The 26,798-nt window shown below is 24.9% G+C and carries 20 protein-coding genes and 2 tRNA genes; 16 read left to right on the top strand and 6 right to left on the bottom strand.

Annotated features, from left to right (window positions below; all coding sequences use genetic code 4):
- Positions 1-102: 102 nt before the first annotated feature.
- Positions 103-179, bottom strand: a tRNA-Arg gene (locus tag ACXX86_RS02235).
- A 23-nt stretch (positions 180-202) separates the two neighbouring features.
- Positions 203-700: a dUTP diphosphatase gene (locus ACXX86_RS02230; protein WP_458561050.1), complete on the bottom strand. Its 498-nt coding sequence runs from the start codon at positions 698-700 to the stop codon at positions 203-205.
- A gap of 131 nt (positions 701-831) precedes the next feature.
- Between ACXX86_RS02230 and ACXX86_RS02225 the strand changes: the two genes are divergently transcribed.
- From ACXX86_RS02225 to ACXX86_RS02150, 16 genes are all read left to right on the top strand, one after another.
- Positions 832-907 (top strand) — tRNA-His (locus ACXX86_RS02225).
- An 88-nt stretch (positions 908-995) separates the two neighbouring features.
- A complete protein-coding gene (locus tag ACXX86_RS02220; protein ID WP_458561049.1) occupies positions 996-1,817 on the top strand; it encodes a hypothetical protein in 822 nt (273 codons plus the stop codon).
- A complete protein-coding gene (locus tag ACXX86_RS02215) occupies positions 1,810-2,043 on the top strand; it encodes a hypothetical protein (protein WP_458561048.1) in 234 nt (77 codons plus the stop codon). Before ACXX86_RS02220 ends, ACXX86_RS02215 begins: the two co-directional genes overlap by 8 nt.
- 188 nt (positions 2,044-2,231) lie before the next feature.
- Entirely contained in the window at positions 2,232-2,414 is a 183-nt protein-coding gene (locus tag ACXX86_RS02210; RefSeq protein WP_458561047.1) for a hypothetical protein, read from the top strand.
- Positions 2,415-2,547: 133 nt separating this feature from the next.
- Positions 2,548-3,546 carry a type I glyceraldehyde-3-phosphate dehydrogenase gene (gene gap / locus ACXX86_RS02205; protein ID WP_436358954.1) on the top strand — a complete coding sequence of 333 codons (999 nt, stop codon included), beginning with the start codon at positions 2,548-2,550 and terminating at the stop codon, positions 3,544-3,546.
- Positions 3,547-3,773: 227 nt separating this feature from the next.
- Positions 3,774-4,079: an Asp23/Gls24 family envelope stress response protein gene (locus ACXX86_RS02200; protein WP_436358958.1), complete on the top strand. Its 306-nt coding sequence runs from the start codon at positions 3,774-3,776 to the stop codon at positions 4,077-4,079.
- A 1-nt stretch (position 4,080) separates the two neighbouring features.
- Positions 4,081-5,697, top strand: coding sequence for a DAK2 domain-containing protein (locus ACXX86_RS02195; protein WP_436358959.1), 1,617 nt, complete (start codon positions 4,081-4,083; stop codon positions 5,695-5,697).
- A complete protein-coding gene (plsX, locus tag ACXX86_RS02190) occupies positions 5,697-6,692 on the top strand; it encodes a phosphate acyltransferase PlsX (RefSeq protein WP_436358960.1) in 996 nt (331 codons plus the stop codon). The genes ACXX86_RS02195 and plsX overlap by 1 nt, the downstream gene beginning before the upstream one ends.
- A gap of 1 nt (position 6,693) precedes the next feature.
- Positions 6,694-7,356: a ribonuclease III gene (gene rnc, locus ACXX86_RS02185; protein ID WP_436358961.1), complete on the top strand. Its 663-nt coding sequence runs from the start codon at positions 6,694-6,696 to the stop codon at positions 7,354-7,356.
- A gap of 2 nt (positions 7,357-7,358) precedes the next feature.
- On the top strand, positions 7,359-10,301 hold the full coding sequence (locus ACXX86_RS02180) for an AAA family ATPase (RefSeq protein ID WP_458561046.1): 2,943 nt from the start codon (positions 7,359-7,361) through the stop codon (positions 10,299-10,301).
- 138 nt (positions 10,302-10,439) lie between these two features.
- Complete coding sequence (locus ACXX86_RS02175; RefSeq protein WP_458560471.1) at positions 10,440-12,476, top strand: alpha-amylase family glycosyl hydrolase; 2,037 nt, start codon at positions 10,440-10,442, stop codon at positions 12,474-12,476.
- A 202-nt stretch (positions 12,477-12,678) separates the two neighbouring features.
- Positions 12,679-14,319, top strand: coding sequence for an alpha-amylase family glycosyl hydrolase (locus tag ACXX86_RS02170; RefSeq protein WP_436358964.1), 1,641 nt, complete (start codon positions 12,679-12,681; stop codon positions 14,317-14,319).
- Position 14,320: 1 nt separating this feature from the next.
- Positions 14,321-16,663 (top strand): glycosyl hydrolase family 65 protein, encoded by a 2,343-nt coding sequence (locus tag ACXX86_RS02165; protein WP_458559234.1) that lies wholly within the window; start codon positions 14,321-14,323, stop codon positions 16,661-16,663.
- A complete protein-coding gene (pgmB, locus tag ACXX86_RS02160; RefSeq protein ID WP_458559235.1) occupies positions 16,657-17,316 on the top strand; it encodes a beta-phosphoglucomutase in 660 nt (219 codons plus the stop codon). Before ACXX86_RS02165 ends, pgmB begins: the two co-directional genes overlap by 7 nt.
- Before the next feature lie 576 nt (positions 17,317-17,892).
- On the top strand, positions 17,893-19,338 hold the full coding sequence (locus ACXX86_RS02155) for an MAG3090 family protein (RefSeq protein ID WP_458560473.1): 1,446 nt from the start codon (positions 17,893-17,895) through the stop codon (positions 19,336-19,338).
- 60 nt (positions 19,339-19,398) lie between these two features.
- The gene (locus ACXX86_RS02150; protein ID WP_458561045.1) at positions 19,399-21,096 is read left to right on the top strand and encodes a hypothetical protein; all 1,698 of its coding nucleotides are present in this window, start codon (positions 19,399-19,401) and stop codon (positions 21,094-21,096) included.
- Positions 21,097-21,221: 125 nt separating this feature from the next.
- Here the strand turns inward: ACXX86_RS02150 and ACXX86_RS02145 are convergent, their stop codons facing one another.
- The 4 genes from ACXX86_RS02145 to ACXX86_RS02130 are packed head-to-tail and all read right to left on the bottom strand — an operon-like array spanning position 21,222 to position 26,729.
- On the bottom strand, positions 21,222-22,304 hold the full coding sequence (locus ACXX86_RS02145; protein ID WP_458559585.1) for a class I SAM-dependent RNA methyltransferase: 1,083 nt from the start codon (positions 22,302-22,304) through the stop codon (positions 21,222-21,224).
- A complete protein-coding gene (locus tag ACXX86_RS02140) occupies positions 22,294-25,449 on the bottom strand; it encodes an AAA domain-containing protein (protein WP_458561044.1) in 3,156 nt (1,051 codons plus the stop codon). The genes ACXX86_RS02145 and ACXX86_RS02140 overlap by 11 nt, the downstream gene beginning before the upstream one ends.
- A 10-nt stretch (positions 25,450-25,459) precedes the next feature.
- A complete protein-coding gene (locus tag ACXX86_RS02135) occupies positions 25,460-25,822 on the bottom strand; it encodes a hypothetical protein (RefSeq protein WP_436358971.1) in 363 nt (120 codons plus the stop codon).
- Positions 25,806-26,729, bottom strand: a complete 924-nt coding sequence (locus tag ACXX86_RS02130) for a nucleotidyltransferase (protein ID WP_458559584.1) — start codon at positions 26,727-26,729, stop codon at positions 25,806-25,808. The genes ACXX86_RS02135 and ACXX86_RS02130 overlap by 17 nt, the downstream gene beginning before the upstream one ends.
- Positions 26,730-26,798: the final 69 nt, after the last annotated feature.

The following is a 26,798-nucleotide window of genomic DNA, read 5'->3' as shown; positions in this document are numbered from 1 at the left end:
TATTAAATATATGAAAAAAAAGAAAAAAATCCCGTCAACTGGGAAAGACGGGAAATAAGGATTAGAGTCCTTATTTTAATTTATAAAAAAGAATAAAAAAAATGGCGATCCCGAGAGGATTCGAACCTCTGACAACAAGCTTAGAAGGCTTGTGCTCTATCCTGCTGAGCTACGGAACCACTAATATGTATTATACCATAATTTAATATTTTTCTTTAATTCTTTTTAAATTAATTTCTGCTTTTTTAAAGTAAGCATTAATTAGCATTTCTTCTTTAATATTTAAAATATCTAAAAAACCAAGAATTAAACTAAAAAGAGTTGATAAATTTGTTGAGTTAAACTCTGTTTGAAAATCAACTGCAGCTTTAAAAACATTTTGCAATTGGATGTTAATATCAGTTGAAACTGCAGTTTTTTTAATTATAGGATTTAAATTTAAATTATTAGCACAAGAACTTAAAAAATGAATTATGTCAGCTCATTCTTCTAATAATTTTTCATTATTAATATTTTTATTTTGTTTTCAATATTTGAATGATTGCAATTCATTTGCAAATTCAGCAATTTCGACAATTATTGCCAAAGTCACTTGTTTATGTCATTCAAAAACATCCATTGAAACGTTTCTTTGTTTTATTGATTCTTCAAATTTAGAATCAAGTGTTTTTTGAAAAATAAATATTTTAGTAAAATCCATAATATTATTATATATTAATTTCTTTTTTATTTTTCAAACTAAAGAAACTTTTATTTTCTTTTAATTAAGATTAATAATTTATAAAATTGTTTGGCAAAAAACGATATTATTGTATAATATTAATAATTATGGCGGATGTGGCGAAGTGGCTAACGCATCGGGTTGTGGCTCCGACATACGCGGGTTCGATCCCCGTCATCCGCCCCATTTTTTAAGTTATCTTAAAATTTAAGAAATTTAAAAAATGGTTTTTTTTATTTTCTTAATCATATCTGAAATATAGTAAAATAAGAATATGCAAATAAAACTTGATCAATTTTATACAAAAAAGGCAATTGCTAAAAAGTGTATCTCTAAAATTGATAATTTAGAGCAATATAGTATTATAATTGAACCTTCAGCTGGCGAAGGTAGTTTTAGTGATTTGTTAAATAATGTTATTGCTTATGATATTGAGCCTAAAAACAGCAATATCATTAAACAAGATTTTTTTAGTGTCAAAATCAATAAACCAAATACTGAAAAAATCTTAATTATAGGGAATCCGCCTTTTGGTTATAGATCATCTTTAGCTAAAAAATTTATCAAGCATTCAATAGATTTAAATGCTTCAACAATTGCATTTATTTTACCTAATACCTTTAGTAAAATAACTAATCAATCAACCAGTTTATTTCCAAAAGAGTGAAAATTAGTTACAGAATGAGAATTACCAAAAAATTCTTTTTTTATTTATCATAAGGATCAAAAAGAAGTATATCATGTTCCTTGTACATTTTTTGTTTGAACAAAAATGACAGAAAATAAACAAAAAGATTTAAGAAAGAAAAAACCTACAATTATTCCAAAAGAATTTGTCTTTTTACCAAGAGGAAGTCAAGAAGCTGATTTTACTATAAATGGAAATTCTGCAAAAATTAAATCATTACAAGAAGTAACAAATTCAAAATCTGAACATTATATAAAAGTAAAAGAAAATTATGATATTGAACTAATTAAAAACGAATTTAGAAAATTAGTTTTTAAACCCAAATCATCAATAAATGGTGGTAATTATTGAATCAATCAAGATGAAATAATAATCGCTTGAAATGAAAGGAAAAAAACACGTGAGTAAAGAAATTAAAGATATATTTAAAGTTATTGAAAGCTATAAAATAAGAATAAATAACTTTAGCAAATATGTAAATAAAGAAAGTATTGATGAGCAAAAATTAGAAGATATCACAAGTTCTATTAAATATTTTTTTATTATTTCTGTTTTGAGTCCACAAAGTAAATCCACTTTACAACAAACTTTTATAGAAAAAAGTTTGAATTTGAAAAAATATCACCGAAGTTAGAAAAAGGTGATTCAAAAGATAAAGACAACCATTACTATGAAATAAAATGTTCTACTCCTTCTGCAAATGGCAATATTTTAAATATCGTCCAAATCAGATTACACCATGAGTTAGATTATTATTTATGTGTTTTTATAGATGATTTATTTTATAAAAACAATTTTTTATTTTTATTAACCAAAAAAGAGATGGAAGAAGAAATTAAAATTTTAGGACATAGTGCACATGGAGTTATCAACAAAAACAACAATAATAAAAAACAAGAATATCGTATTAGCATAGATTTAAATGATTTAAATAATACAAACACTAGTAGGTGATTAGAAAAATACAGAGACTCAAAACTTGAAGAAAAATTATTCAATTCATAATAACTTTAAATCTTGGATTTTACTATTAAATAAAAATAAATAATCTTTTTTTAATTTGTAATATAATTTAAAGGAAATAAATAATTTTAAAAACAAAAGTAAAAATACATTTATTTTTAAAGAAAGGTATAAAATGAAAAAAATTGCTATAAATGGATTTGGTAGAATTGGTAGATTAGTTTTCAGAGCAATTCACAAATTACATAAAAATGATTTAGAAGTTGTTGCTATTAACGACTTAACAGATGCTAAAACATTAGCACACTTACTAAAATATGATTCAGCTCACGGAAGATTTGAAGGAACAGTAGAAGTTAAAAACGGAAACTTAGTAGTTGATGGAAAAGAAATTAAAATTTTAGCTGAAAGAAACCCAGAATTATTACCTTGAAAAGATTTAGGTATTGATGTTGTTGTTGAATCAACAGGATTCTTTACTTCAAAAGAAGGATCTGAAAAACACTTAACAGCAGGAGCTAAAAAAGTATTAATTTCTGCACCAGCTTCAGGGGACTTAAAAACTATAGTTTACAATGTTAACCACGACATTTTAACAAAAGATGACAAAGTTGTTTCAGCAGCTTCATGTACAACAAACGCTTTAGCACCAGTTGTTCACTTTTTAGATAAACACTTTGGAATTGAACGTGGATACATGTCAACAATTCACGCTTATACAGCAGATCAAAGATTACAAGATGCACCTCACTCAGACTTAAGAAGAGCAAGAGCTGCAGCTATTAACATCGTTCCTTCTTCAACAGGGGCAGCAAAAGCTATTGGATTAGTAGTTCCTTCATTAAAAGGAAAATTAGACGGTATTGCTTTAAGAGTTCCAACAATTACAGGATCATTTGTTGATTTAGTAGTTGAACTTAAAAAAGATGCAACAGCAGAAGAAATTAACTCAGTTATGAAATCACATTCAAGTGAATCATTTGGTTATACAGATGAACCAATCGTTTCTTCAGACATTATTGGAGCAACAGAAGGATCAATTTTCGATGCAACTTTAACAAAAGTATTAACAGTTGATGGAAAAAACCTTTACAAAATTTACACATGATACGATAATGAATCATCATATGTAAACCAATATGTAAGAGTATTAAAATTATTATCTTCATTATAATAATTATTCTTAGTAGATGCATTGAAAAATGCATCTATTTTTTTATTTGTTTTTAATAAATAAACTTTAAAATAAAGTAAAATAATAAAATTTGAATATCTAAATAGGAAATTATTAAAAGACTTTTACTCAAAAATAAACGTTTTTTTCTTTTTTTTACTGTTTAAAAAGAATAAAATGTTATATAATTTAAAATATTTATAGTTATCTATTTTAAAGAGGTGAAAATGGTTGAAGAATTAAGAAACCAACTTTTAGAAAAAATTTCTTTAATACCAGGAATTTATGGTTTTTGTAATATTAATACTGAAGCAAATGTTTTAGCTAAAGCTCTCAAAAGAGAAGAGTGAGAAAAATCAATTTTTATTATTAAAGGAAATAATGGCTTAAAAATTAATTTAGCCATAATTTTGTTATTTTCTGTTAGTGTTAAAACTGCAGTTGAAGAAATAAAATCAGTTATTGAATACCACTTACAAAAAAACGAACTAAAATTAGAAACTTTAAATATTCATATAAAGGGGATTAAGTAATATGAAAATTTTAAATGGTGAATTATATGCAAAAATGTTAATTTCAGGTGCTAACAATTTAGCTAATTCTAAAGAAAAAATAAATGCATTAAATGTTTTCCCTGTTCCAGATGGTGATACAGGTAGCAATATGGCTACTACAATTTCTGCAGGAGTTAAGAATATTTTAGAAACAAAAAGTACTAGAATTGATGAAATTTCACAAAAAATATCAAGAAATATGTTACTTGGAGCTAGAGGAAATTCTGGGGTTATTGTTTCTCAAATATTTAGAGGTTTTGCCGATTCATTTGCTAATAAGAAAGAAATTAATAGTTTTGAGTTAATTGAAGGATTTCGTAGTGCTACTTCTAAAGCATACTCTTCAGTTTTAAAACCGGTTGAAGGAACCATTTTAACAGTAATAAGAGAAGTTACTGAAAAATTAGAACAAACAATTACTCCTTCAACTAACATTAGTGAAATTTTTAAAATTGCAGTTGAACAATCTAAAATTAGTTGTAACAACACAAGAAACTTATTACCGGTTTTAAAAGAAGTTGGTGTTAATGATTCAGGTGGTGAAGGACTTCGTTTAATTTTAGAAGGGATGTACAAATTAACAATCAATGAACCAGTTGAATTAAGTGATGAACAAGTCAATATTTCTGATTTTGTTAGTGATACAGAAATTTATGAAGGTGAATTTGGATACTGTACTGAATTCATTATTGAATTAAAAAACCCTAAAACATTTTCTAAAGATAAAATCGTTAATGAAATTTCCAAAATGGCTACTTCATTAGTTGTAGTTCAAGATGAAGATTGAGTAAAAATTCACGGTCATGTTTTAAAACCAGGAATGCTTTTAAATGCTGCTCAAAAATATGGTGAATTTATTAAAATCAAATCCGAAAATATGACTATTCAAGCAAATGAATCTAAAAATATTGCAAATGATACTAAAAATACAGAAAAAAAATACAAATCCGGTTTAGTTTCATGTAATACAGGTCAGGGAATTATAAATGTAATGAAAGAAAACGGTGTTCACTTTATCATTGAAGGAGGACAAACAAATAATCCTTCAACAAATGACATCATTCAAGCTATTAATTCTATAAATGCTGAAACAGTTTTTATTTTACCAAACAATTCTAATATTATTTTAAGTGCTCAACAAGCTGTTCAAACCATTCAAGACAAAAAAGTTATTATAATTCCAACCAAAACACAAATACAAGGAATAAGTGCTTCTTTAAACTTTAATGAAGAATCAGATTGAGATGATAATAAAGAACTAATGGAAGATGCAATTAAAAGCGTAAGCACAGGAGAAGTAACGATTGCAAGTAGAGAAACCACTATGAATGGAATTAAAATTAAAGAAGGTGATTATTTAGCAATAGCAAATGGAAAAATTATTGCAACAGCTTCTAGTTACAACGATGCTGCTAAAAAAGTTATTGAATCTTTAATTAAAAGTAGCACTGAAATTGTTACCATTTACTACGGAACAGATTCTACAAAAAGCGATGCTAATGAAGTTTTAAATTACATTGAATCTAGATACGATGTAGAAGTAGAAATAAAAAATGGACAACAAAAAATTTATCATTACTTAATAGGAGTTGAATAATGAAAACAATTGCTTTTGATTTACTTGGAACAGATACACCTTTAAAAGAAAAAATAGTTGCTGTTAGTAAGTTTTTAGATGAAAATAGTGATTATAAAATCTTTTTAATAGGAGATGAAAAGGAAATTTTAAAACTTCTTAAAAATAAATATATAAAAAACAATCAAGTGGAAATCATTAACGAAATTAATGTTGCTAAAGCAAATGAGAATAATATGCGTGAAGTTTCTAAACAAACTACAAGTATGTCTGTTGCTTTAGATTTAGTGGCACAAAATCAAGCAAAAGCAGTTTTATCTGCTGGAGATTCTGGTACTTATTTAGGTATGGCAACTTTAAAAATCAAAAGACTTACAAATGTTGCAAGAGCAGCATTTATGCCAATGATTCCAACATTAATTGAAAATAAGTTCTTCTTACTTTTAGATTCAGGTGCTAATTTGATAGTAAAACCAGAATACTTTGTTCAATGAGGAATTATTTCAAGCATCTTTTATGAAAATTTATTTAAAGTTAAATCACCGAAAATTGGTTTGATTAATATAGGAACTGAAGACTATAAAGGTTATGATTATCACAAAGATGCTAACTTTTTATTAAAATCAAATCAAAGTCTTAATTATAAAGGTTTTATAGAAACAAGAGATCTTTTAAAAGGAGATATTGACATCGCTTTAGCTGATGGTTATGCAGGTAACATAACACTAAAAACGATGGAAGGTACGGTTTTAAATTTTTCTAAATTACTAAAAGAAAAATTAACCAAAAAACTTTTTAGAAAGATTTTTGCTTTATTTTTGAAAAGAGCATTTAAAGAAGTAAAAGAAAGATTTGATTATAGAAATGTTGGAGCAGCTTGAGTAATTGGTTTAAACGGAATAGTAATTAAATCACATGGTTCATCAGACGCAAAAGCATTTTTAGGAGCTCTTAATCAAATAAAAATAGCAATTGAAAGTGATGTTTTAGAAAAAACTAAAGAGGCTATTGCTTAAAGTGAAAAAAGTTGAAGAATTTTTAAAAAGCATTAATATAATACCAAATGATTTAAAACTTTTTATACAGGCTTTTACGCATAAATCATTTACAAATGAACATAAAAATGAAAAGAATTATGAACTTTTAGAATTTCTTGGTGATTCACTAATAAATTTTAAAAGTACATATTACATTTATCAAAAGTATAAGAATTTTAATGAAGGTGAAGCAACAATTAAAAGATCCCAAATTGTTGATACAAATTCGCTTTCATTGTTGTCTTTTGAATTAAAATTAAATGAATTATTAAGAATTTCTAAAGGAGCTATGGAAATTCTTAATAATAAAAAAACAAATGCTGATTTATTTGAAGCCTTAGTAGCGGCTATCTATTTAGATCAAGGAGATAAAGTTTTAGAAAATTTTCTTGAAAAAACTTTATACAAAACTATAAACAAATCGATTTTAGAAATAAAGAAAGATCCTAAATCTGAATTTCAAGAAATTTTACAATCGATAACAAAACATCCTGGAGAATACAGGGTTCAAAAAATAGGCGAAGAATTTTATGCTGAATTACATTATGATGGTAAAATTTTTGGAAAAGGAAAAGGAAAAAATAAGAAAAATGCAGAAATAGCAGCAGCTAAAGATGCATTGAGTACTTTTAAAAAGAGGTAATTATGAAATTAATAAAAGTTGAAGCACAAGGTTTTAAATCATTTGCTGATAAAGTGGTTTTAAATTTTGATGGTGGAGTTGTTGGAATTGTTGGTCCAAATGGTTCAGGTAAATCTAACATCAATGATGCTATTAGATGAGTGTTAGGAGAACAATCATCTAAAGCACTTAGGGGAGATAGTATGGAGGATGTAATTTTTGCTGGTTCTAAAACAGTAAAAGAATTAGACAAAGCAGAAGTTATTTTAACCTTTGATAATAGTGATAAAGCAGTTTCTGTTCCACACGATATTTTCACCATTTCTAGGGTTTTACATAGAGGAAAAGGCGGAAATGAGTATTATATCAATGGAGAATTAGCAAGATTTAAAGATATTAAAGAAATTGCTATGGAATCTGGGATTTCCAAATCATCACTAGCGATTATTTCTCAAGGAACAATTAGTGATATTGCTGAAGCTTCACCAGAACATAGAAGAGGAATTATTGAAGAAGCAGCAGGAACTTCAAAATATAAAGCTAGAAAAGTTGAAGCTTTAAGAAAATTAGAAACAACTGAAGAAGCTTTGGATAAAGTTAGAACAATTATTGCTGAACTTGAAAAAAGATTAATTCCATTAAAAAAACAAGCTGAAAAAGCAAAAATTTTTATTGAAAAATCAGCTGAATTAAAATCTGTAGAAGTTGGTCTTCTTGTTGAAGATCTTAAGTTTTTTACAGATAAAATGGGATTTTTAAAACAAGAATTAACTAATATAATGGAAAAAAGAGATGATTTAGAATCAAAATTATCTTTATACTCAACTACAATTAATGAAAATACTAATCAAAAATTAAAATTAGAAACAGAAGCAGATCAATTACAAAATGCTTTAACTAAAGTGGAAAATGAAATACATCAATTAGAATTAAGACAATCAAAAATAACACAAAGAAGACAAGATATTATTAATGGAGATATTAAAGCAACTCCAGAAGAACAAATCGCTAGTTTAAAAGAAGAAATTGCAGAAATACACGCAAGAATTGGGCATTTCCGTAGTTCAGAACAAAAAACAGAAGAAACTATTTCTCAAAGTTCAAACGAATTAACTAATATCGAAAAAGAACTTTATAGAGTAGCTTCTGAAAAAAATTCTTCATACAATAAACACGAAAGTGCTAAAACTAAATTAAGAATTTTAGAAGAACACAAAAACAATAAAACCAATTTATTTAAAGGTACAAAAACTATTGTTGAAAACAAAACTTTATTTGGTAAAGGATTCAAAGGAACAGTTTTTGACTTAATAAAAGCTGAAAAAGAATTTGCACCAGCAATTGAAGCAATTCTTAAAAGTGCATTGCAACACATTGTTGTTGATGTTCCTGAAACAGCAGTTAAAGCAGTTAACTTTTTAAAAGAAAATAATGGTGGTAAGGCTACTTTCATTCCTTTAGCATCTATACAACCTAAAGAAATGAAACAAGAACACAAAGTTGCTTTACAAACACAACCTGGATTTGTTGCAATTGCTTCAGAACTTGTTGACACAGATAAAGAATTTTTCAAACTAAGAGACTTTTTACTTGGTAATATAGTTGTAGCAAAAACCATTGAAGATGCCAATAAATTATCCAAACTTTTACAACTTAAATATATGGTTGTATCGCTAGATGGAGACATTATTAGAGTTGGTGGAGTTATTTCTGGTGGAGCAAAAGAAGAAACAGATAATAGTTTAATGCAACTTGATGATAACATTAATGAATTAAAGAAAATAATTCCTTTATTATTAAAGAAAAAAGAAGAGTTCGAACAAAAAGAAGTAGAATTAAAAAATAAAAAAGAAGAATTAATTTCTACAATTAATGAATGAAAAAATGAACTTGCTAACACAAAACAAAAAAGAGTAGATTTAACAGATAAATACGATTTTTTAAGAGCAAAATATGAATCAGTAAGTTCTGAAGCACTTGAAATTTCAAAAACAGATGAAATTAGTAATAATCTTGTTGAATTAACAAACCAAAAAAACGAAATGGCAGCAAATCTTAGAATTAAAAAAACAAGAATTGCTTCTCTTGCAAATGAACTTTTACCTTATATTAATCAAAAAAATGAAGTTGAAAAAGAACTTTATGAATTAAGTAAAGTAAATGCTCAGCATGAAAATGATAAAAATAAAGTTGAAATGGTTTTAACTGAAAGTCAAAGAAGATTAACAGAACATTATCAATTAACTTTAGAAACTGCACAAAATAATTTCAAACTTGAAATGGAAATTGAAAATGCCAGAACTCTTGTTAATGCTTTAAAAGAAGAAATAAAACAATTAGGAAATGTTAATTTGGATTCTATAGAAGAGTGTGAAGAAGTTGAAGAAAGATTCACAAACTTAAAAGATAATGAAGAAGAATTAAATGATGCTAAAAACACAATTCTTGAAGCTATTAGTGAAATGGATAAAATCATTGTTAATAAAATTCAAGAAACTGTTAACATTGTTAATAATGAGTTTAGATTTGTATTTCAAACAATGTTTGGTGGTGGAGATGCACAAATCCAATATACAGATCCACAAAATATTTTAGAAACAGGAATTGATATCATAGCTCAACCACCAGGTAAATCAGTTAAAAATTTAAAACTGTTTTCAGGTGGAGAAAAAGCAATTATTGCAATTTCCTTATTATTTGCAATAATTAAAGCTAAACCTATTCCATTATGTATTTTGGACGAAGTAGAAGCAGCACTTGACGAAGCTAATGTTATTCGTTATGCAGAATTTTTACAGTCATTAAAAGAAAAAACACAATTTATAGTTATTACTCACCGTCACGGAACAATGACTAAAGTAGACCACTTATTTGGAGCAACTATGCAAAAACGTGGTGTTACATCATTCTTTAGTGTTGAACTTGCAAAAGCAAAAGAAATGATTCAAGATGGTGGAGAACAATAAAAATTAAAATACCATTAATTTGGTATTTTATTTTGCTGATATTATATTTAATATAACAAATATCATACATTAAATTTTAAAAAATTTTAAAAATGTTATAAAATATAATTATATTAAAATCAAAAAAGAGGAAAAATGATGGAATATAAAGGAAATTATGAAATTGTAAATAAAAATGTACAAAGAATTGATGAAAGAGTTTCTAAAAAAATAAGTTCGCAAGGAATTTTTAAAAAAGATAACTTCTTCTTTTTTAGAATTTGAATACCAGATGTGGCTGAAGTTTATGTTGAAATATTTAATAAAAATGAAAGAATGCAAAAGATTACTACAATCGGTTGCAAAAGAAATAATGATTTATGAACAGGAAAAATTTCTGAAATTTATGAAGGATATTATTATTTATTTAAAATAAAAAGAACTAAAGATCAACCTTTTGAATATATTTTTGATCCATATGCTAAAGTTTTTGCACCTTTTGATTGAGAAGGAACAACTCAAAAAATCCCTTTAGCTGTAATTGTTGATTGAGAAAAAACATTAGTTGAAGAAATAGAAACTATCCCTTTAAAAACTAATTTAAATAATGGTGTTGATCCTTTAATTTATGAATTACATATTAGAGATTTTACTTCACTTTTAGATCAAAATAACTTTAAGAATCGTTTAGGAACATTTAATGCTGCTTTGGAAAATAATATTTTTGAATACTTAAAAGATTTAGGAATAACTCATTTACAACTTCTACCTATTCAATCTATTTATACATTAAGTGATAAAAACTTAAACATTTTAAATAAAAATGAAGGAACAGGATGAACAACCAATTATAACTGAGGTTATGATCCTTTAAATTACTTTTCAATTGCTGGATGATACTCATCCGATCCTAAGGTTCCTTATGCAAGATTAAGAGAATTTAAACACTTTGTAAATGAAGCACATAAAAATGGTATAGCAATAATAATGGACGTTGTTTTTAACCATATGATGATTAATGATTTATTAGAAACAATAACTCCAAATTATTATTTTAGAAATAATTCTGAAGTTTTTCCTGTTGATTTACCAGCTCTAAATAGTGAAGCAAAAATGGTAAGAAAAATGATGATTGATTCTTTAGTATATTTTGCTAAATACTTTGGAGTAGATGGCTTTAGATTCGATTTATCAACTTTTATTGATAAAACAACTCTTTGCAAAATGCAAGATGAACTTAAAAAGATCAATAAAAATATTGTTTTACACGGAGAAGCATGACCTTTTAGTGATTTAAAATTTGAAAACTCTTTTACTAAAGGAGTAAATACCAATAGTATTAAGTTTGCTTATTTTAATGACACTATTAGAAACGCAATTAAAGGTGCTGATAGTATAGAAGATAATGAAAAAGGACTTATAACCAGTAATTACAGTAAGTTTAGTGATTTTCTTGTTTCAATTACGGGAAATATACAGAAATTTGATTATCCAAATTCAGAGTTTATCGAAAAAGATGCTTATTCAGTTTTTGCTAATGAGCCAAATATTACATTACAATATGCCGCTTGCCATGATGGTTTTACCCTTTGAGATAAAATAATAACCACTTCTAACTTGTCATTTAGCGAAAATATTAATTTATATAATCAAGCTTTAATGATGCAATTAACTTCACAAGGTAGACAATTGATTTTAGCAGGAACAGAATTATTACAAACAAAACCTCTAGATAAATCAGGACAACACGATAATAGATATTTAAAAATTTTAAATAATGATAATAATTTATCAAATGATAAAAATGATTTTGTTGTTGATAATTCATACAAAACAACAGACTACGTTAATGGTTTAAAATGAAATCATCTTCAAAATAGAAAAATTAAAGAAAAAGTTTATGATTTTCTTAAAAAACTTTTAAAATTTAGAAATAAAACAAAATATTTTAGACTACATACCGCAAAGGAAATAAATAGAAAATTAAAATATAAAGAAATAAGAGAAAATTTTGTTGTTTTTTCAGTAAAAGAAAAAACAAACAAAGCAATAGTTATTCATAATTTTAATGACCACCCAGAACATTTTGATTATAATAAATATAAATTAGTTTTATCTTCAAGACACATATCTTTAAAAGATAAAAAAGAAAATATAGTACCAGCAAAAACATCTATAATTTTAGAAAACAAATAAAAATATTTATAATTCTATATATGGTGAAAAAATAAGAGAAAAATATTAGTCAAATGCCCAATTATAGGGCATTTTTATTTATTTTCAAATAAGATATAACATTTGATATTATTTGAATTTTTGAAAAATGATAAAAAAATTTTTTTATTTTTATTTTAGTAGTAAAATAATAGAGATTATACACAAAATAATGGAGTGAAAAATGAAAGATAATTTACAAAAATGAGGGGAAAAAGTAATATATCAAATTTTCCCAAGATCTTTTAAAGATTCAAACAATGACGGAAACGGTGATTTAAAAGGAATTGTTTCTAAACTAGATTATTTATCAGAACTTGGAGTAGATGCAATTTGACTTTGTCCAATTTATGACACAGAGTTTGCAGATGCAGGTTATGATGTTTTGGATTACAAAAAAATATGATCAGTTTTTGGAACAATGGAAGATTTTAAAGAATTGGTTTCTAAAGCAAAAGAAAAAAACATTGAAATAATTATGGATATTGTTTTAAACCACACTTCAAACAAACATCAATGATTTTTAAAAGCTATTGAATCAGAGAAAAACCAAGAACACAATTATTACATTTGAACAGATAAACCAGGAAAAGAAGAATCAATTTTTGGTGGTAGTGCATGACAATATGTACCTTCTTTAAATAAATATTATTTCCATTTATTTGCTAAAGAACAAGTGGATTTAAATTGAGAATCAGAATTTACTATTAATGCTATGGTAGATGTTATTGATTTTTGATATAAATTAGGGGTAAGGGGATTTAGATTAGACGCTATTCAACATGTTCATAAAGAAATAAATAAGGGTAAATTTAAACATTCATTTGGTTCAAAAATGGTTCAATATTTACAAAAATTTTTAAACAAAATTTATGAAACAAAAAATGATGTTTTCTTTATTGGTGAAGCATCTGGAATTCAACCAGATACAGCATTAAAATACGGAAAAGGTAAAGAAAAAATAGCAGATAACTTCTATAATTTTGGTTCATGATGAATTGGTTGAGGAAAACAAACAGGAAGAAATGGTTATGATGCAAATTGAAATACTAATGATTTTGCAAATTCTTCAATTCTTGAATATCAAAACAATTCTGAAATCAAAAATTATATGATTACTAACTTTAGTTCATCACATGATACAGCTAGATCTATTTCAAGATGAGGTGATGAAAATCTTTATTGAAAAGAATCAGCAAAATCATTTGCTCTTTACCAATTCTCTTTAAAGGGAATCCAAACAATTTTATATGGAGAAGAAATTGGACTAAAAAATCCTGTTTTTAATTGCAGACATGAATTCAGAGATGTAGATGCTTTAAATGCTTACAGAATTTTTGTTGATGAACAAAAATTATATACAGAACAAGAAATGACAAGATTTCACAATATAAACAGTAGAGATAATTCAAGAGTACCGATGGTTTGAGATAAAACTGAAAACTTTGGATTTAATAAAGGAACTAAAACTTGAATTAAAAAATCAGGTTATTATAGAGAATCTTCTGTTGCTGAACAAGAACAAAGAAGTGATTCAATTTTAAATTTTTATAAATCAATTATTCAATTAAGAAAAAAATATAAAGAAATTTTAATTAGCGGAAATTCAAAAATGAAATTATTAGATAATGGTGTTATTCAAATTGAAAGATTTGATGATTTTAATAACAAAATTATTTCATTGATAAATTTAACTAAAAAAGAATTAGATATAAATATTAAAAATATTTTAAATAAAGAAATTTTAATTAGTTCATATACAGATAAGAAAGGAATTAAGAATACTTTAAGACCGTATGAGTCTATTATGTTCTTAGAAAAATAAAATGGCTAAATTATTTTATGATACAAAAAATTTTATTATTAGTCAAACAGGTTTCGATCCACTTGTAACTAAAAAAACAGAGTCTATTTTTTCACAAGGTAATGGTTATTTAGGAATAAGAGCAGTTGATGAAGAAAGAAGTGTGTTTAACAAAGAAGATTTCTTTGTAAACGGAATTTTTAATCAAGGAGACAAAACAGAAGTTTCTGAAATTGCTAACTTAGCTGACTTAATTCAAACTTCTATTTATATTGATGATGAAATTTTTATGATCGATAAAAAAATGGAGTATAAAAAGTCTTTAGATTTAAAAAACGGATTACTTTTTAGAGAAATTAAATTTTCTAAAAAATCCAAAAAATTTGTTTTAACTTTTAAGCGTGTTGTTTCACAAATAAATAAAAACATTTATGCTCAAGAAATAGAAATTAATCAAATAAGTGGAGAACCTTCAAAAATTAAAATTTTACCTTTAATTAATGGTCAAACAACAAACCATGGAATTCAACATTTTGATGAAGGTAAAAAAATCTTAATTGCTCCTTCACTTTTACAATATCAAGAACAAACAAATGAATCACAAAGATGAGTGATTCATAATATGAAAGTAAAAGCTTACTTAAATGGAAAATTATTAGAAAGCGGAAATGATGATTATGTTTTAAAAATGTCTCGTAGACAAGTGGGATACGAAATTAAAACAACCATTTCTACAGAAAAAAACTTTAGATTAGAAAAAATAATGTCAGTTTCTACTTCTGTTGATAAAGATCCAATATTAAGTTTTGATGAAGTTAAAGAAAATGCTAAAAATTTAAGTATTTTATTAGAAACACTAAAATTTTCGAATTTAGTAAAAGACAATAAGAAAGCATATGATGAAATTTATAAACAATTTGATGTTCAAATTGAAGGTGAAAAAGATGCTGAATATGATGCATTAGCACTAAAATTTGGAATTTATCATATGAATTCTTTTGTTCCCACACATTCTTCAAATATGTCAGTAGGAGCAAAAGGATTAACAGGTGAAGGATATCAAGGACATTGTTATTGAGATACTGAATTTTTCGTTGTTCCAAACTATTTATTTACTAAACCGGAAGTTGCAAGAAATCTTTTAGAATACCGTTACAAAGGAATTGAAGGAGCAAGAAGAAAAGCTGCAGAAAAAAATATGATTGGTGCTCAATATCCTTGAGAAATGGCTTGACCAACAGAAGGAGAAATGACACCTTATTGAGGGCAACCTGATGTAGTTACAGGAAAACAAGTTCCAATTGCTTCTAGAGAACAAGAAATTCACGTTCCAGGTGACATTGCTTTTGCTGTTGATCAATATTTCCAAGTAACTAATGATAAAGATTTTATGGTGCAAATGGGTTATGAAATGATTATTGATACTGCTATTTTCTGAACTTCTAGAGTTGAGAAAAAAGGGAAAGAATATCATATTAGCAATGTAATGGGACCAAATGAATATAAAGGTAACATAACAAATAATAACTTTATTAATTTAATTGCTAAAAGAAACTTAGAACTAGCTATTTTCTATATAGAAGAATTATCAAATACAAAGGAAAATCAGGCAATTTTAGATAAAATTGCAGCTAAATTACCTTATAAATGAGACTTGGAATTAATGAAAGATGTTAGAGATAATTTAGTACAACAATTACCAAATGAAAACAACATCATATGAGAAAATGATGAGTTCAAAAATCTTCCTTTAATTGATGTTACTCCTTTCCAATTATTAGGTGATGCAGGTAAAAAATTATTTAATACCACTGAAGGACACAAGAGATTAAGTTCTCAACTTGTAAAACAAGCAGATGTTGTTCTTTCCACATTTGTTTTAGGTGAACTATTTTCTAAAGAAGTAGCTGCAGCAAACTTTGATTATTATGAACCTATTACAACTCACGATTCATCTTTAAGTCCTACAACTTATGCAATTAAAGCTGTAGATTTAAGAAAAATGAACATTGCGTATAAATTATTTAAATATTCTTTAAATATTGATATGGGAACTAATTTTCATTCTGCAGATGCAGGAGTGCATGCAGGTTCATTGGCAGCAATTTGACAAAGTATTGTTTATGGATATGGAGGATTTAGATTTTTAGATAAAAAAGTATTTATTGCTCCGATTTTACCTAAACAATGAACAAAATTAACTTATTCAATATTAGTAAAAAATACTAAATTAAAAGTAACTGTTAATAGAAAAGACTTTACAATTGAAAAACTTTCAGGTAACGATCTTGAAGTTTATGTAAATGAAAAACCAGTAATTATATCTAATAAAAAACAAAAATTTGAGGTTATTGAAAAATGATAAAAGGTTTAATTTTTGACTTAGATGGAGTTATAACAGAAACCGCTTCATTACACTATAAAGCTTGAAAAAATGAAGTAGCTAAAATTGGTTTAAATTACACAGAAGAACAAAATAGTTCTTTAAAAGGATTAAACAGAATTGATACTTTAAATGCTATTTTAAAACTTTTTAATGTTTCATTAAGTGAACAAGAAATAGTAACAATGGCTAATAATAAAAATGAATATTATAAAAAATTATTAGAAACAGACATTGATCAAAAAGATATTTTAGTTAATATTAAAGAATTTTTAAACACAGCAAAAGAAAAAGGATTAAAATTAGCAGTTGCTTCAAGCTCTTATAATGCTCCATTAATTTTAAGAAAAATTGGATTATTTGATTATTTTGATTTTATCGTTGATCCTGCAACAGTTTCTAAAGGAAAACCAAATCCAGAAATTTTTTTAAAAGCTGCACAAGGACTTAATTTAAAACCAGAAGAAACAATTGGTTTTGAAGACGCAATTGCCGGTGTTCAAGGTTTAAAAGATGCTAATATTCATACAGTAGCTATCACACATAACGAAAAAGAAAATTGAAGTATTGCAGATAAAATAGTTTCATCAACTGCAGAACTTAATTTAGAAGAATTACTTGAATTATTTAATTAAATAAATTAATTAATTTTCAATAAATTTATTTTCATAGAGACATAAATGTAGATATCTAATTTATGTCTTTTTTTAATTTAGTAAATTTAAATTTAATTATTCAAGACAATAAAGCAAACAGAAATTTTGAAAATTTTAAAGCCTAATTGTTTAAAATTAAAACTAAATCTTTAATTTTAATGAATATTAGCTCAAATATTTCTGTTTACACGGTAAAAACCCTATATTTTGCTTTTTTAATGTATAATATTATAAGTTATGAAAACACAAAAATATAAGGAATTATTAAACCCAAAATTTAATATCTATAATATATATATATATATAGAACTTTCTTATTAATTTTTTTATTATTCTTGTTTTTAATTTTATAAAAAACGATTTTAAAAGTAATTTTAAAGTTGTTTTTTCGTTATTTAAAAAGGATTAATATTTTAAAAAATATTTAAATAAATCAAGATTAATATAAAGTAATAACTAATTTAAATAAAGTTTAAAAAGATTTAAATAAAAGAACCAATTAGATGAAGTATTATATTTTATCCCAAAAGAAATAAAACAAATAAAAGGAAAATTATGAAACGTTTATTATGCCAATTTAATAGAGACTTTGATAAAAAATTCTCTAAAACTTACCCATGAGTGTTAAAACACCCAAAACTAAAACACGGATTAGCTTTATTTAAAACAAGAAAAGAAGCTATGAACTGATTCTTAGCAGTAGGATATGAAAGTGCAATTTGATTCCAAACAGAAAAAAGAATCTTTGGTGGATTACTAATTATGGATAAAACTGAAGATGGTTTTGAATTTGAATTAAACACAGAAAAATTTGATGGAGATATCAAGTATGAAGAAGCAATGGAAGAATTTTACATCTTCCCAACTTCAAGATTAAGAAATCAAGAACAAGCAGATCAATTCTTAAAAGAAATAGTTGATTACAAAATTCTTGCTGATCACAAAACATACTTCCCAGCAAATGATGATTACATTCCAGAAAGAAAACTTTCAAGCAAAGATAGAGAAATAGAAAGATTAAACAGACAAATGGCCGATCTTGAAGAATTATTTAAAAATTCTAATGGATCTTATGCAAAAGAAATTGCTGTTTTAATGGAAAAATTAAGAGACAGCAATTCTGATAAAGAAGCTTTAAGAAAAGAAATTGAAAACTTAAAGAAAAAAATTCTTGAATCTTTAGATAAAGAACCAGAAAAAGTTATTGTTGAAAAAGAGAAACCTGTTTTTGTAGAAAAAGAAGTAGTTAAGGAAGTTGTAAAAGAAGTTCCAGTATATATTGAAAAAGAAGTAGTTAAGGAAGTAGTTAAAGAAGTTCCAGTATATATTGAAAAAGAAGTGGTAAATGAAGTAGTTAAAGAAGTTTATATTAACGAAGATAAAAAAGAACCAACAAAATACTCAAACTTCTATAATCTAGCTCCTTCAAAACAACTTGAAGCATTAGCAGTATATTCACAAAAACTTGAAAAAATTGCTTCTTCTTATGATGAAACAATGATTACATCAACTCAAGACAATAACCAAATCAAAAGTGAATTAGATTTAGTATCTAAAGCATTAGAATCATTAGATCAAGCATTTAAAGATGATTATTCACAAAAACTATTACTTTTAGTTAAAAAAGCAACTAAAGAATCAAGTGATAAATTAATGGAAAAAATTAAAGTTTCAGAAGAGTTATTCTACTCAGATGAAAATGCAATTTACTATAAGAAAAATAAATTATCACACGAGTTGTCTTTCATCAATTATGAAAACAAACACATAGGATTTGTGGAAGAAAAGAATTATAAATATGGTGTTATTGAAAACTACAGTTTAAATAAATCACATTTCTTAGTATTTAAAAACAACGTAGTGCAAAAAGTAGAAAAATCAGATCAAAACTCTGCTTTAACAAGTGGTTGAACAAGAAGATCTATTTGAACAACAATTATTTATTGAATCGCATACATAATTTTATTTGTAGTAGTAATTATTCTTGCAATTCAAAGATAATATATAACTTATATTTTAAAGAATATTATTAAAAATAAAATAATAAAAAGAGAGGTAATTATGGCAAAACCAAATGTAAAAGTTCTAATAAGTGGATTAGCATTAACAGCACTTGCAACATCAATAGGAACAACTACAGCTGTTTTTTGAAACAGTAAAAATAATAATCAAAGTGATTATACAAAAGCAAAAGCCGAAGCTAATTTAGAAGCAGATAAACTACTTGATGAAAATAAGAAATCCAAATATAAACAAAGAATTAATTCAGCAACTACAATTGAAGAAATTAATACGATTAAAAAGGAAATATCCATAGATTTGGAAAATGAACTCGAAGTTTTAAAATCACAAGCTAAAAGAGAAATAGTAAAAATAATTGATGAAACTACAAAAGCAGATTTAAATAATCAATTAAATAATGCTACTTCTAGAGATGAAATTAACTTAATAATAAATAAGGCAAAAGCAAAACAACAAGAAGAATTAAATGAAGAGAAAAGAAAGAATCATCTTCGAGCAGATAAAATTCAAGACAATGATATTAAAACAAATCTTAAATCAAAAGTTGATTCAGCAACAACTCTTGAAGAATTAAATAAAGTAAAACAAGAAATTGAAAAACAATTGGCTAAAGAATTAGCAATTGCTAAAAAAGAAGCAGAAGCAGAAATTGCTAAGTTAACTAATGAAACAAAAAAAGAAGAGTTAACAAATGAGTTAATATCTGCAAATACTATTGATGAAGTTAAAGTTATTAAATCCAAAGCAATAAATGAACAGGAAAAAGAACAGGCTCGTATAATTGTAAAAAATGAAATTAATAAGTTAGCAGAAGGAGAAGAAAAAACTAATTTATTAAATATTGTTAATAATTATAATTCAACTTTGAAAGAGATTACTGAAGCTAAAGAAACTGCACAAAATTCACTTGCAACTTCATTAAATGAAGCGAGAACATCTATTATTAAACTAGTAGGACATAGTGAGTATGATTTTTTGAACCAACAAATTGAAACTAATAAAGAAAATCAAGCAGAGTTGAAAAAAATCATAAATGAATCAAATGTCAAATTTAACGAAAAAGTACAGGAAGTTAGAGAAGTTATTGATAGTATAGAAGGTAGTGAAGTAGAAGAGAATTCTGAGTTCAAAGCTAAAAAAGAAGAGTTAATTAATAAACTTTCTTTAGCACCTAATGTAACTAAATTAGAAGAAATTAAAAATGAAGCAAGAGAAACTAGAGAGAAACAAAAAGATAGATTAATAAAATCTTATAAACCTAAACTTTTACATTTAATTTATAAGAATTTAAGAGAAGGAAGTGAAGCTAAAAATCAATTTTCTAACACTGTAAATTCAGCAACTACTTTTGATGAACTAAAAACAATATCAGATAAAGTAAATAAAATTATTGAAGATCTTATACAAAAAGCAAGAGAAACAATTCTTATACTAGAAGGAGATGACTATGAAATAGCAAAAGCCAATGAAATTCTCGATAGTAAAGACACAAGAGGTGCAAATTTTCAAGAGTATGTAGAAGATCACATAATAAAATATGCTATTTCTTATGTTGAAAGCAAAAGAAGTGATGCTATATATGAAGTAGAACATGTAATTTTCGAAAGAAGACAATACTATTTAGAAGCTTTAAGAAGCAAGGAAACAAAAACTATTGCAAAAATAAATGCACTTAAAGAACAAGCATTAGAAGAAGCACGATTAGAAAACGAAAAGCAACAAAATAACCCAAGTTAAAAATTTGAGAATATAAATATTACTTTTTAATCCTATAAATCATTAATTAAAGAATGGATTTATGTTGAAATTCATAAACAAAAAACTCCACTTAAAATAAGATGGAGTTTTTGTTATAACATATTTTATTTTTTGGTTAAAACTATTAAATTTTCAATGTGAAAAGTTTTACAAAACATATTAAAAATTTCAATATATTCAATTTTATAGTTTTCTTTTAGAAGAGAAATGTCATATGCTTGTGTTGAAATGTTACAAGATAAATAAATGATTTTATCAGGTAGCAACCTTTGTAATTCATTTATTACTTCTTTCTTTAAACCAGTGCGATCAGGATCTACTATTATAGTTTTCCCTTTTAAAGAATTTAAATTTTTTAAATATTTATAAACATCTTGATTGAAAGGAGTAATATTATTTATTTTATTTAAGTTAATATTATATAACATATCTTTATATGAATTTTTGTTTATTTCAACCGCTTCAATAGTTTTAGCTTTGCTGCTTATAAAACAAGCAATTGAACCAATTCCTGAATATAAATCTACTACTTTAGCATCTTGATTTATAAAATTTTTAATTCTGTAATAAGCTTCAAGAGCAACTTCTTTATTCACTTGATAAAAAGAACCAATGGAAACCTTAAAACGAAGGTTTTTAAAATTATCAAAAGTAAAGATATTATCTTTTTTGTGTCCTTCAATTTGCGTTTCAAGTTTTCTTATAATAATTTTCCCTTTTTGATTACTAAATGGTTTTATATCTGTTAATAAGAAATCGTCTAAATAGAAAATTTCATTTGAATTTTTCTTTTTTAATCCACCATCAAATAAAGTGATTTTATTTCGATATCTTAACTCTTTTGTTCCTTGAAAATAATTAATTTTATATTGATTTAAATCTATTTTTGCAATTTGTTTAAATACAGAAATTAAATTATAAATTTTGTATTCTTTTTCTGCTTCTTTATTCATATGCATTAATTCATATCCACCTATAAAATCTGCATTTTTAGGGATTTCAAGATTTCTATTTTTATCTGCTATTATTATTTTTGTAACCTTACCTATATAATAATTTTTTTCTTCTTTTATAAAGGTAAATTCCACAGTTTCATTTAAAATTGTAAAAGGTAAATATACAGGTTTTTGATTTCATAAACCAACACCTTCACCTTTTTGATTATAAAAAAATATTTTAGTTATCATCTCTAGAAATCATTTCTTTTATATTGTTAATAATTGTTTCTTTATTAATTAATCAATCTATTTTTTTTATTTCGATTATTTTGTAATTTTTAGCTTTTAAAAAATTATTTTTATCTTTATTGATTATATAGTTTTCATATGAATTATAGCTACTATAATCATCGATCGTAAATGCTACTAATATTTTATTTTTTTCATTAGTAATTGCTAAATCAATATTTTGACTACCAATAGAAAAATCTTTTTTTACATATAATTTTTGAGTTTCAAAAAAGGAATCAGATTCAAAAGTATCATAAATTTCTTCTTTTAATTTATTATGGATTTGGACTTTATTATTATTACTTTCATCTTCATCTTTAAGTTCTAAGTTTAAATAGTTGGTTCTTTGTTCATTTGTTAATTCTAAAAATAATAATCACTTTTTAAATAAAGCAATATCTTCATTTTGATTAGTATTTTCAATTTCTTCTGCTTTTAGAGATTTAATTACAATTATTTTATCTTTTGCTCTTGAAACAGCAACATTTAAAGCGTTTTTTCCACCTGAACGGGAAACATAAGTAGTATGTAATGCGGTAGTTTTATCATAAACAACAGAAATTATTAATAAATCGGCTTCATCCCCTTGAATGTTTTCTATGTTTTTCAATAAAACTTTTTCACTAATTAGAGCTTCTTCTAATTCTGGATGATTGTTTAAAATTTGATTTTCAATATATTCTCTTTGGGAACTATTAAAGGTTAAAAGAATAATTTTCTTATACTTGTTTAGGTTTTCTTTTGTTTGTTCAATTGCAATTTCTGCTTCTTTTTTATTGATTTTATTTTCTCATACACCATCTGTTTGAATAACTTCAATGGAGTTATGATTTTTTGTATTAAATTTATCTATTACATCAAGTTCTGAATTATAGAAATGTTTTGATGAAAAAGTCATTAATGAAGCATAATTGGAACGATAATTTTTATCTAGTAAAATACTATAAACACCTTTAAAAACTGCATAATTTAAGATGGATTCAATGTTTCCTAATTCAGCATCTTCTACATTGCTTCGTGTTGAAAATCAACTTGTAGGTTGCATTTGTTTGTCATCACCAGCAAAAATTTTGATTTTTGCTAAATATAGTATTGGAAATGCTTTTTCAATAAAGATTTGTGATGATTCATCAAGGATAACATAGTCAAATTCATTTTTATCTCACTTACTTAGTTCTGTATCTACTGAAGAAATAATAATAGGATATAATTCTTTAATAATTTGGTGGTGTTCAAGAACAAATTTATAAGGATCTCTATGTTTTGTTCTAACTGCAAGAACAAATTTTGAATAAAGTTTTTTCATCTCCTTATTTTGATTAATTTTTTCTAGTTTTTTAAATAATCTATAAAAGGTAAAGTTTACAAGTTGTTCTTCATTGGAAATATCTTGTTTTGAGCTTTCAAAAACAAATTCATAGAAACTATTAATGTCACTCAATTCTTGTGGAGTTAAAGAACTTAATTTATCGGTTATTTCTTTTAAATTCCCATTAAAATTATGAATTTCTTTTTTAATAATTTCAATATCTTGTTTATCTTCATCAGTTAATTTTTTAAAAATTTTTTGAAAGAAATTGTTTTTCTTTCCTGATTTTGCATCTAAAATAGCTCACTTTAATTTTTTAATATTTTCTTTAAAATCATCTGTATTAATACTAATATTTTTACTAATTTTATATAAAGATTCAATTGTATTTGGAGATAAAGATGCCACATTTTTCTTTATAAAAGAATAATTTTCAATTTTTTGTTCAAGATTTTCATTATTAGCAAATTTATTAAATAAATCTATATATTCTTTTTCATCATCATAAATAATTTTCAATGATTCAATATTGGATTTATTTTCAAAATTTTCTAATATATTAATTAATTTTTCTATAGGTTCATAGAATGTTGCTTTATTCATAGAATTATCATTTAAAATAAATAAGCAAAAAATTGATAACTTATTCATTCTATCTTTTAAAACATCTAAAGCAGCTTTTTTCTGAGAAACAACAAGACCTTTTTTATCAAAAATAATAATATTAGCAATAATATTAGAAATAGTTTGTGATTTTCCAGTACCTGGAGGACCTCAAATTATGGTATTTTGAGAAAGAGCTGATACTGTTGCTTTATCTTGAGAATAATTAGTTTTATTTATTTTTACAAAGTTAAAAACTTTATTAAAGATTATTTTATTAACTTTGTTTTTGTAATTATTTTTATTAAAGTCAACATCTAAAATTTCATCTAATTCATCATTTTCAATAATTTTTTCCATTATTTTTCTTTGGTGACTTCCGAATGAATTAAAAATTCCTAAAACCATACCAGGGTGAAAATGTAAATTATTATCAATTAAATCCACATTAACTTTGGAAATATTATTTTTAAAAGTTTTAATATTGAAATTTGATCAATTAGTTTTTATAACTTTTTCCAATTCTTCAATAGATAATCTAGAAACATCAATATCCACTCCTAGTAAATAATTTCCTTTTTCTAAAACTCAAATTAATTTTTCATTAATTTTAATTTCTCCATCAGAAAATAAAAAAGCTTGTGAATTAGAAATATCAATATTAACTTCTTTAAAAAATAAAGGAGCAAATATTTTTCTTTTTTCAATTTCAACAGAAACAAAAAGCATTCCTATCTGCATTGGTCAAATATTTCTTTCACTATTTAAACTTCTTGCTTTGGTTAAAAATTTCTTTCATTTATAACTATTTTTCTGTATTTTTTCTTTTAATTCGGATTGCAGTGCTTTATTTTCTTTATCAAAATCTTTTTCTAATTTAACTTTTGTTTCTGCACTTAAAATATCATTATTTTTTATAAAAATAGATTCAACTTCTTCAACAGAAGAAGCGTCTTTTATTTCATTTACTATTTTTTTTAAGTTGTTTTCAGTTAAGGCAACTCTAAAATTTGCTTGTGTATAGATTTTTTCAAATTGTTTTTGATCAAACAACTTGAATACATCCATAAAATCATGATCATTTATGTTAACAAAAAGCGATGTATCAAATCTATCTACATCAAATAAGTTGTCTAAAATTCTTTTATAATTTTCTTTATTTTTCTTTATTACATCAAAGTTGATATTCATATTTTTCCTTTTACTTCATTATATTTTCAATTTCTGTTTTTAGGTATTCAGCAACGTTTCCTACTATTAAATTAACATAAGTACTAGAAACTAAAACACCCGAAATTCCTTTTAATTTTTGTATTTCTTCAGCTTTAACTAATTTAGTGTTATTTAAATAAATTTTAATTTTTTTATGACTATTTTCTATTTTATTAATGTTTTCTTTTTTACCAAGAAGTTCAATTAATAAAGCAACATTTATGCTTGTTTTATAACTTTTTGATAATTGATTTTCTGTTTTGTTTTTGGATTTATTTTTTCAATAAATCCAAATAAAACCCAAAGTTATTATTGTTAAAAAAACAATTAAAATTTTATCTTTTGTTCTCATTTTCATCTCCTTTTTTATGTTTTTCAAGTAGAATATAAAGCATTACCCTTTTGATTCTGCTACTTGTATATCTTCTGGAATTACATTTATTTACAAATTCATCATAAGTTTTTTCTTCTATATGCTTTTTAAATAAATTTTCCATTCCTTCACTAATCATTGGATTTAATTTCAAAATTTCTGCAGGGGTATTTCTTACAATATCTTGAAATTTAGAATAATAATTTTCTATCCTATCAGGAATTTTATCAAATTTCATAGGTGTATATTTAGAAATATCTTGTTTTTCAAAAATCATTTTCCTTATCAAACTTGCAGAAGCAAATTCGTTAAAAGTGGTTTCTGAGTGAAAACCAACTGTTCTTTGCATACAAAATGCTTGAATTGGATAATTATTGAAGACAATTGATTTAACATACTCTAATCCTAAAATATCGTTAGGCAATCTTATTTCTTCACCAGTTAAAGTTTGTAACGCTTTTGCACTAGAATTTGGAAAGGAAAAGCCTTCTTTTAAGTATTTTTTAACTAGTTTATTATAAATTTCTTCATTATAATAAATAGTTTCAGCAATTTTGTATAAATTATCAATATTATTTGATTCACTTCCAAAAATAAGTTTATCAATTTTTAAATCATTAATAATTTTTAAAGCACCATTTGCAAAAATATGGGCTGCTTGAGTTGCATATTCAAAAGGTAATTCGACAACAAAATCAGCACCATATTTAAGTGCTTGTTCTTTTCTTTTTTCAAAAGAAGCTACTGCCATTTCTCCTCTTTGCACATATTTTCCAGAAAGTATGATGTATATTTTGTCACTCGGGAAATTTTTCTTAACATATTCTAGTTGATGTTTGTGTCCGTTGTGAAATGGATTATATTCTGCTATTATTGCTATTGCCATAAAATAATTTTATTAAAATCTGTAAAAAAAAGAATAAAATAATTTAAAAATTATTCTATTCTTGAGGTG

It is taken from the genome of Mycoplasma sp. CB776 (assembly GCF_054343395.1).
This window is presented reverse-complemented; position numbering and strand designations above follow the sequence as displayed.